The sequence below is a fragment of the Georgenia sp. 311 genome, assembly GCF_006151955.1.
Taxonomy (GTDB): Bacteria; Actinomycetota; Actinomycetes; order Actinomycetales; family Actinomycetaceae; genus Oceanitalea; species Oceanitalea wutianyii.
Map to the genome: position 1 here is coordinate 1 of NZ_VDFS01000011.1, position 5,876 is coordinate 5,876.

Consider the following 5,876-nt stretch of genomic DNA (forward strand, 5'->3'; position numbering starts at 1 on the left):
GGGCGGCCGTAGCCGCCCTCACGACGCTCGCCGCGGTTGAAGTCACGGGAACCGCTGTCGCGACGCTCGCCACCACGGCCCTCGGCGGGGCGGTTGTAGCCGCCCTCACGCCGGTCTCCGCGGTCGAAGCCTCGTTCGCTGCCGCGACGCTCGTCGGGACGCCCGGCACCGCCGCTGCGGTACCCCTCGCCCTGACGCCGCGGGCGGTCGTCGCCGAAGCTGCGCTGCCCGCGCTCGTTGTCACGGCGGTCGCCGGCAGGCGGGCGCCGGTCGTCACGGCCGTCGCGACGCGGCGCACTGCCACGGCCTGCGTCGGTCGTGCGGTCCCCGCTCCAACGCGGGCGGTCACCGCGTGCGGCGCTGCTGCCGCCTGCGGGGCGACCGCCCTTCTCGTAGGGCCGGCCGGAGCGCGGCGCGCTGCCGCCGCTCGACGGACGTCCGGCGGCGCGACCACGGGGATTACGCTGGTGCGCCCCTGGACGATCCTCGCCACGTCGTTCGTTCTCGTTGTGGTCGTTCATCGCTTCCTTCCTGAAGCACACCCGTGGGTGAAACACGTGTGGGCCGCACCCCAAGGGTTGCGGCCCACACGGTAATGGGTGTTCGGCGGCGTCCTACTCTCCCACGCAGTCTCCCACGCAGTACCATCGGCGCTGAAGGGCTTAGCTTCCGGGTTCGGAATGGGACCGGGCGTTTCCCCTTCGCTATGACCGCCGTAACTCTATGGAGATGTCACCCGTGTGTGGGTGGCTCCAGAACCGTACAGTGGACGCGTCATCACAAGACCTGATAGTTGTGGTGAAGTTGTCGGCCAATTAGTACCGGTCAGCTTCACACGTTGCCGTGCTTCCACATCCGGCCTATCAACCCAGTGTTCTGCTGGGGGCCTTCCCACCCGAGGGTGGTGGAAACCTCATCTTGAAGCAGGCTTCCCGCTTAGATGCTTTCAGCGGTTATCCCTTCCGAACGTAGCCAACCAGCCATGCTCCTGGCGGAACAACTGGCACACCAGAGGTTCGTCCGTCCCGGTCCTCTCGTACTAGGGACAGGTCTTCTCAAGTTTCCTGCGCGCGCAGCGGATAGGGACCGAACTGTCTCACGACGTTCTAAACCCAGCTCGCGTACCGCTTTAATGGGCGAACAGCCCAACCCTTGGGACCTACTCCAGCCCCAGGATGCGACGAGCCGACATCGAGGTGCCAAACCATGCCGTCGATATGGACTCTTGGGCAAGATCAGCCTGTTATCCCCGGGGTACCTTTTATCCGTTGAGCGACGGCGCTTCCACAAGCCACCGCCGGATCACTAGTTCCGACTTTCGTCCCTGCTCGACCTGTCAGTCTCACAGTCAAGCTCCCTTGTGCACTTACACTCGACACCTGATTGCCAACCAGGCTGAGGGAACCTTTGAGCGCCTCCGTTACATTTTGGGAGGCAACCGCCCCAGTTAAACTACCCACCAGGCACTGTCCCTGATCCGGATTACGGACCGAGGTTAGATGTTCAGAACGACCAGAGTGGTATTTCAACGATGACTCCACAACCACTGGCGTGGCTGCTTCACAGTCTCCCACCTATCCTACACAAGCCGTCCCGAACACCAATACCAAGCTATAGTAAAGGTCCCGGGGTCTTTCCGTCCTGCTGCGCGAAACGAGCATCTTTACTCGTAGTGCAATTTCGCCGAGTTCACGGTTGAGACAGCGGAGAAGTCGTTACGCCATTCGTGCAGGTCGGAACTTACCCGACAAGGAATTTCGCTACCTTAGGATGGTTATAGTTACCACCGCCGTTTACTGGGGCTTAAATTCTGAGCTTCGCCCCGAAGGGCTGACCCGTCCTCTTAACCTTCCAGCACCGGGCAGGCGTCAGTCCGTATACATCGTCTTGCGACTTCGCACGGACCTGTGTTTTTAGTAAACAGTCGCTTCTCCCTGGTCTCTGCGGCCCGAAAGGGCTAGCCAGCAAGTGGCTTCACCCCTCAGGCCCCCCTTCTCCCGAAGTTACGGGGGCATTTTGCCGAGTTCCTTAACCGTGATTTTCTCGATCGCCTTGGTATTCTCTACCTGACCACCTGAGTCGGTTTAGGGTACGGGCGGCTAACACCTCGCGTCGAGGCTTTTCTTGGCAGCATAGGATCACCCTGCTTCCCGCATTCGCGGTCACCATCAGGTCTGAGGCTGTATGAGGTCCGGATTTGCCTGGACCTCGCCCTGCTCCCTTGGACGTGCATAGCCATAAAACACGCGGTGGCTACCTGTCTGCGTCACCCCTGTTAATACGCTTACCTAATACCGGTTCGGGTTCCGCGCGCGGCCGGCCCCGGCCCCGAAGGGCACAAGGACGGCGTTGGGCGGTTAGCATCACCGGGCTCGGTATGGGCGGTGTTTCGCCGGTACGGGAATATCAACCCGTTGTCCATCGACTACGCCTGTCGGCCTCGCCTTAGGTCCCGACTTACCCAGGGCGGATTAACCTGGCCCTGGAACCCTTGGTCATTCGGCGGACGGGTTTCTCACCCGTCTTTCGCTACTCATGCCTGCATTCTCACTCGTGTGGGATCCACCACTGGGTCACCCCGCAGCTTCACCTCCCACACGACGCTCCCCTACCCACCAACACCCCTGAACACCCGCCCGTAGGCGAGAGCTGAGGAACATGTGTCAGTGCCACGGCTTCGGCGGTGTGCTTGAGCCCCGCTAAATTGTCGGCGCAGAATCACTTGACCAGTGAGCTATTACGCACTCTTTCAAGGGTGGCTGCTTCTAAGCCAACCTCCTGGTTGTCTGTGCAACTCCACATCCTTTCCCACTTAGCACACGCTTAGGGGCCTTAGCCGGTGGTCTGGGCTGTTTCCCTCTCGACGACGAAGCTTATCCCCCGCCGTCTCACTGCTGCGCTTACACTTACCGGCATTCGGAGTTTGGCTGACGTCAGTAACCTGTTGGGGCCCATCGGCCATCCAGTGCTCTACCTCCGGCAAGAAACACGCAACGCTGCACCTAAATGCATTTCGGGGAGAACCAGCTATCACGAAGTTTGATTGGCCTTTCACCCCTACCCACAGGTCATCCCCTCAGTTTTCAACCTAAGTGGGTTCGGTCCTCCACGCGGTCTTACCCGCGCTTCAACCTGCCCATGGGTAGATCACTTCGCTTCGGGTCTAGAGCATGCGACTCATTCGCCCTGTTCGGACTCGCTTTCGCTACGGCTTCCCCACACGGGTTAACCTCGCCACATACCACTAACTCGCAGGCTCATTCTTCAAAAGGCACGCCGTCACCCCAGCTACGGAGGCTCCGACGGATTGTAAGCATCCGGTTTCAGGTACTATTTCACTCCCCTCCCGGGGTACTTTTCACCTTTCCCTCACGGTACTTGTCCGCTATCGGTCACTAGGTAGTATTTAGGCTTAGCAAGTGGTCTTGCCAGATTCACACGGGATTTCACGGGCCCCGTGCTACTCGGGATCCCCACCGGGAGGCGCCACCATTTCGTCTACGGGGGTCTCACCCTCTGTGCCCGGCCTTCCCAGACCGTTCGACTATGACGACGCTTTCTCACTCCCTACCAGGCCGGCAGGCCTGGTTGGCGGGTCCCACGACCCCGGAGGTGCAACGACTGCCGTCTATCACACACCCCCGGTTTAGCCTCATCCGCTTTCGCTCGCCACTACTCACGGAATATCTCTTCCTGTGGGTACTGAGATGTTTCACTTCCCCACGTTCCCTCCACACGCCCTATACATTCAGGCGCGGGTAACCGGGCATGACCCCGGCTGGGTTTCCCCATTCGGACATCCTCGGATCACGGTTCGTTAGCCAACTCCCCGAGGCTTATCGCAGGCCACCACGTCCTTCTTCGGCTCCTAGTGCCAAGGCATCCACCGAATGCTCTTAATAACTTGACCACAAAAGATCAAAGATGCTCGCGTCCACTGTACAGTTCTCAAGCAACCCACCGACCAACCCCCACCCCACACCACAACGGGCGCCAGGGGCGAGCAGAAGGCGGTCACGGTCGAGACAACGACCCCCACAACCAGCCATACGGCCGGCGGGGGCGCCTGTTCCCTCAGGACCCAACAGCATGCCAAGCATTCGATGTTCCACCCATGAGCAACCACCGGACACTCGTTCGGCATCCGCGTGGCACCTGACACCCCCGTAGGCCCCGACGAAGCGGGCGAGGATGTGGTGAGCTCCTTAGAAAGGAGGTGATCCAGCCGCACCTTCCGGTACGGCTACCTTGTTACGACTTCGTCCTAATCGCCAGTCCCACCTTCGACGGCTCCCCCCACAAGGGTTGGGCCACCGGCTTCGGGTGTTACCGACTTTCATGACGTGACGGGCGGTGTGTACAAGGCCCGAGAACGTATTCACCGCAGCGTTGCTGATCTGCGATTACTAGCGACTCCGACTTCATGGGGTCGAGTTGCAGACCCCAATCCGAACTGAGACCGGCTTTTTGGGATTCGCTCCACCTCGCGGTATCGCAGCCCTTTGTACCGGCCATTGTAGCATGCGTGAAGCCCAAGACATAAGGGGCATGATGATTTGACGTCATCCCCACCTTCCTCCGAGTTGACCCCGGCAGTCTCCCATGAGTCCCCGGCATAACCCGCTGGCAACACAGGACAAGGGTTGCGCTCGTTGCGGGACTTAACCCAACATCTCACGACACGAGCTGACGACAACCATGCACCACCTGTACACCGACCTTACGGGGAGCACATCTCTGCACTTTTCCGGTGTATGTCAAGCCTTGGTAAGGTTCTTCGCGTTGCATCGAATTAATCCGCATGCTCCGCCGCTTGTGCGGGCCCCCGTCAATTCCTTTGAGTTTTAGCCTTGCGGCCGTACTCCCCAGGCGGGGCACTTAATGCGTTAGCTGCGGCACGGAACCCGTGGAATGGGTCCCACACCTAGTGCCCAACGTTTACGGCATGGACTACCAGGGTATCTAATCCTGTTCGCTCCCCATGCTTTCGCTCCTCAGCGTCAGTAACGGCCCAGAGACCTGCCTTCGCCATCGGTGTTCCTCCTGATATCTGCGCATTCCACCGCTACACCAGGAATTCCAGTCTCCCCTACCGCACTCTAGTCTGCCCGTACCCACTGCAGGCGCAAGGTTAAGCCTTGCGTTTTCACAGCAGACGCGACAAACCGCCTACGAGCTCTTTACGCCCAATAATTCCGGACAACGCTTGCGCCCTACGTATTACCGCGGCTGCTGGCACGTAGTTAGCCGGCGCTTCTTCTGCAGGTACCGTCACCCGAAGGCTTCTTCCCTACTGAAAGAGGTTTACAACCCGAAGGCCGTCATCCCTCACGCGGCGTCGCTGCATCAGGCTTTCGCCCATTGTGCAATATTCCCCACTGCTGCCTCCCGTAGGAGTCTGGGCCGTGTCTCAGTCCCAGTGTGGCCGGTCACCCTCTCAGGCCGGCTACCCGTCGTCGCCTTGGTAGGCCTTCACCCCACCAACAAGCTGATAGGCCGCGAGCCCATCCCTGACCAATAAATCTTTCCACACACACCCATGCGGGCACGCGTCATATCCGGTATTAGCCACGATTTCTCGTAGTTATCCCGAAGTCAGGGGCAGGTTACTCACGTGTTACTCACCCGTTCGCCACTAATCCACCCAGCAAGCTGGGCATCATCGTTCGACTTGCATGTGTTAAGCACGCCGCCAGCGTTCGTCCTGAGCCAGGATCAAACTCTCCGTAAATGTCTAGCGCCACCCCCGAAGGGGTAACAACCATACGAAGACACCCACCAACCACAAGAGCCGGCAGGCAATCCAGGCAAACCCACCCACGGAAAGGAAACCGCGAGCAGGCAACCAAACAAACAGACCCTCAAACACCCAGCCC

3 rRNA genes and 1 pseudogene are annotated in these 5,876 nt (G+C 59.9%); 1 reads left to right on the forward strand and 3 read right to left on the reverse strand.

The annotated features are described in order from the left end of the window. Positions 1-596 (forward strand): annotated as a pseudogene (locus tag FHE66_RS15680) (hypothetical protein); the annotation flags it as partial. 5 nt (positions 597-601) lie between these two features. Here FHE66_RS15680 and rrf read toward each other — a convergent pair. The 3 genes from rrf to FHE66_RS01190 form a co-directional block, all read right to left on the reverse strand. Then, positions 602-718, reverse strand: a 5S ribosomal RNA gene (gene rrf, locus FHE66_RS01180). A gap of 77 nt (positions 719-795) precedes the next feature. Beyond that, a 23S ribosomal RNA gene (locus FHE66_RS01185) occupies positions 796-3,910 on the reverse strand. Between the two features lie 299 nt (positions 3,911-4,209). Beyond that, positions 4,210-5,731 (reverse strand): 16S ribosomal RNA (locus tag FHE66_RS01190). The 16S, 23S and 5S rRNA genes sit together here, the layout of an rRNA operon. Positions 5,732-5,876: the final 145 nt, after the last annotated feature.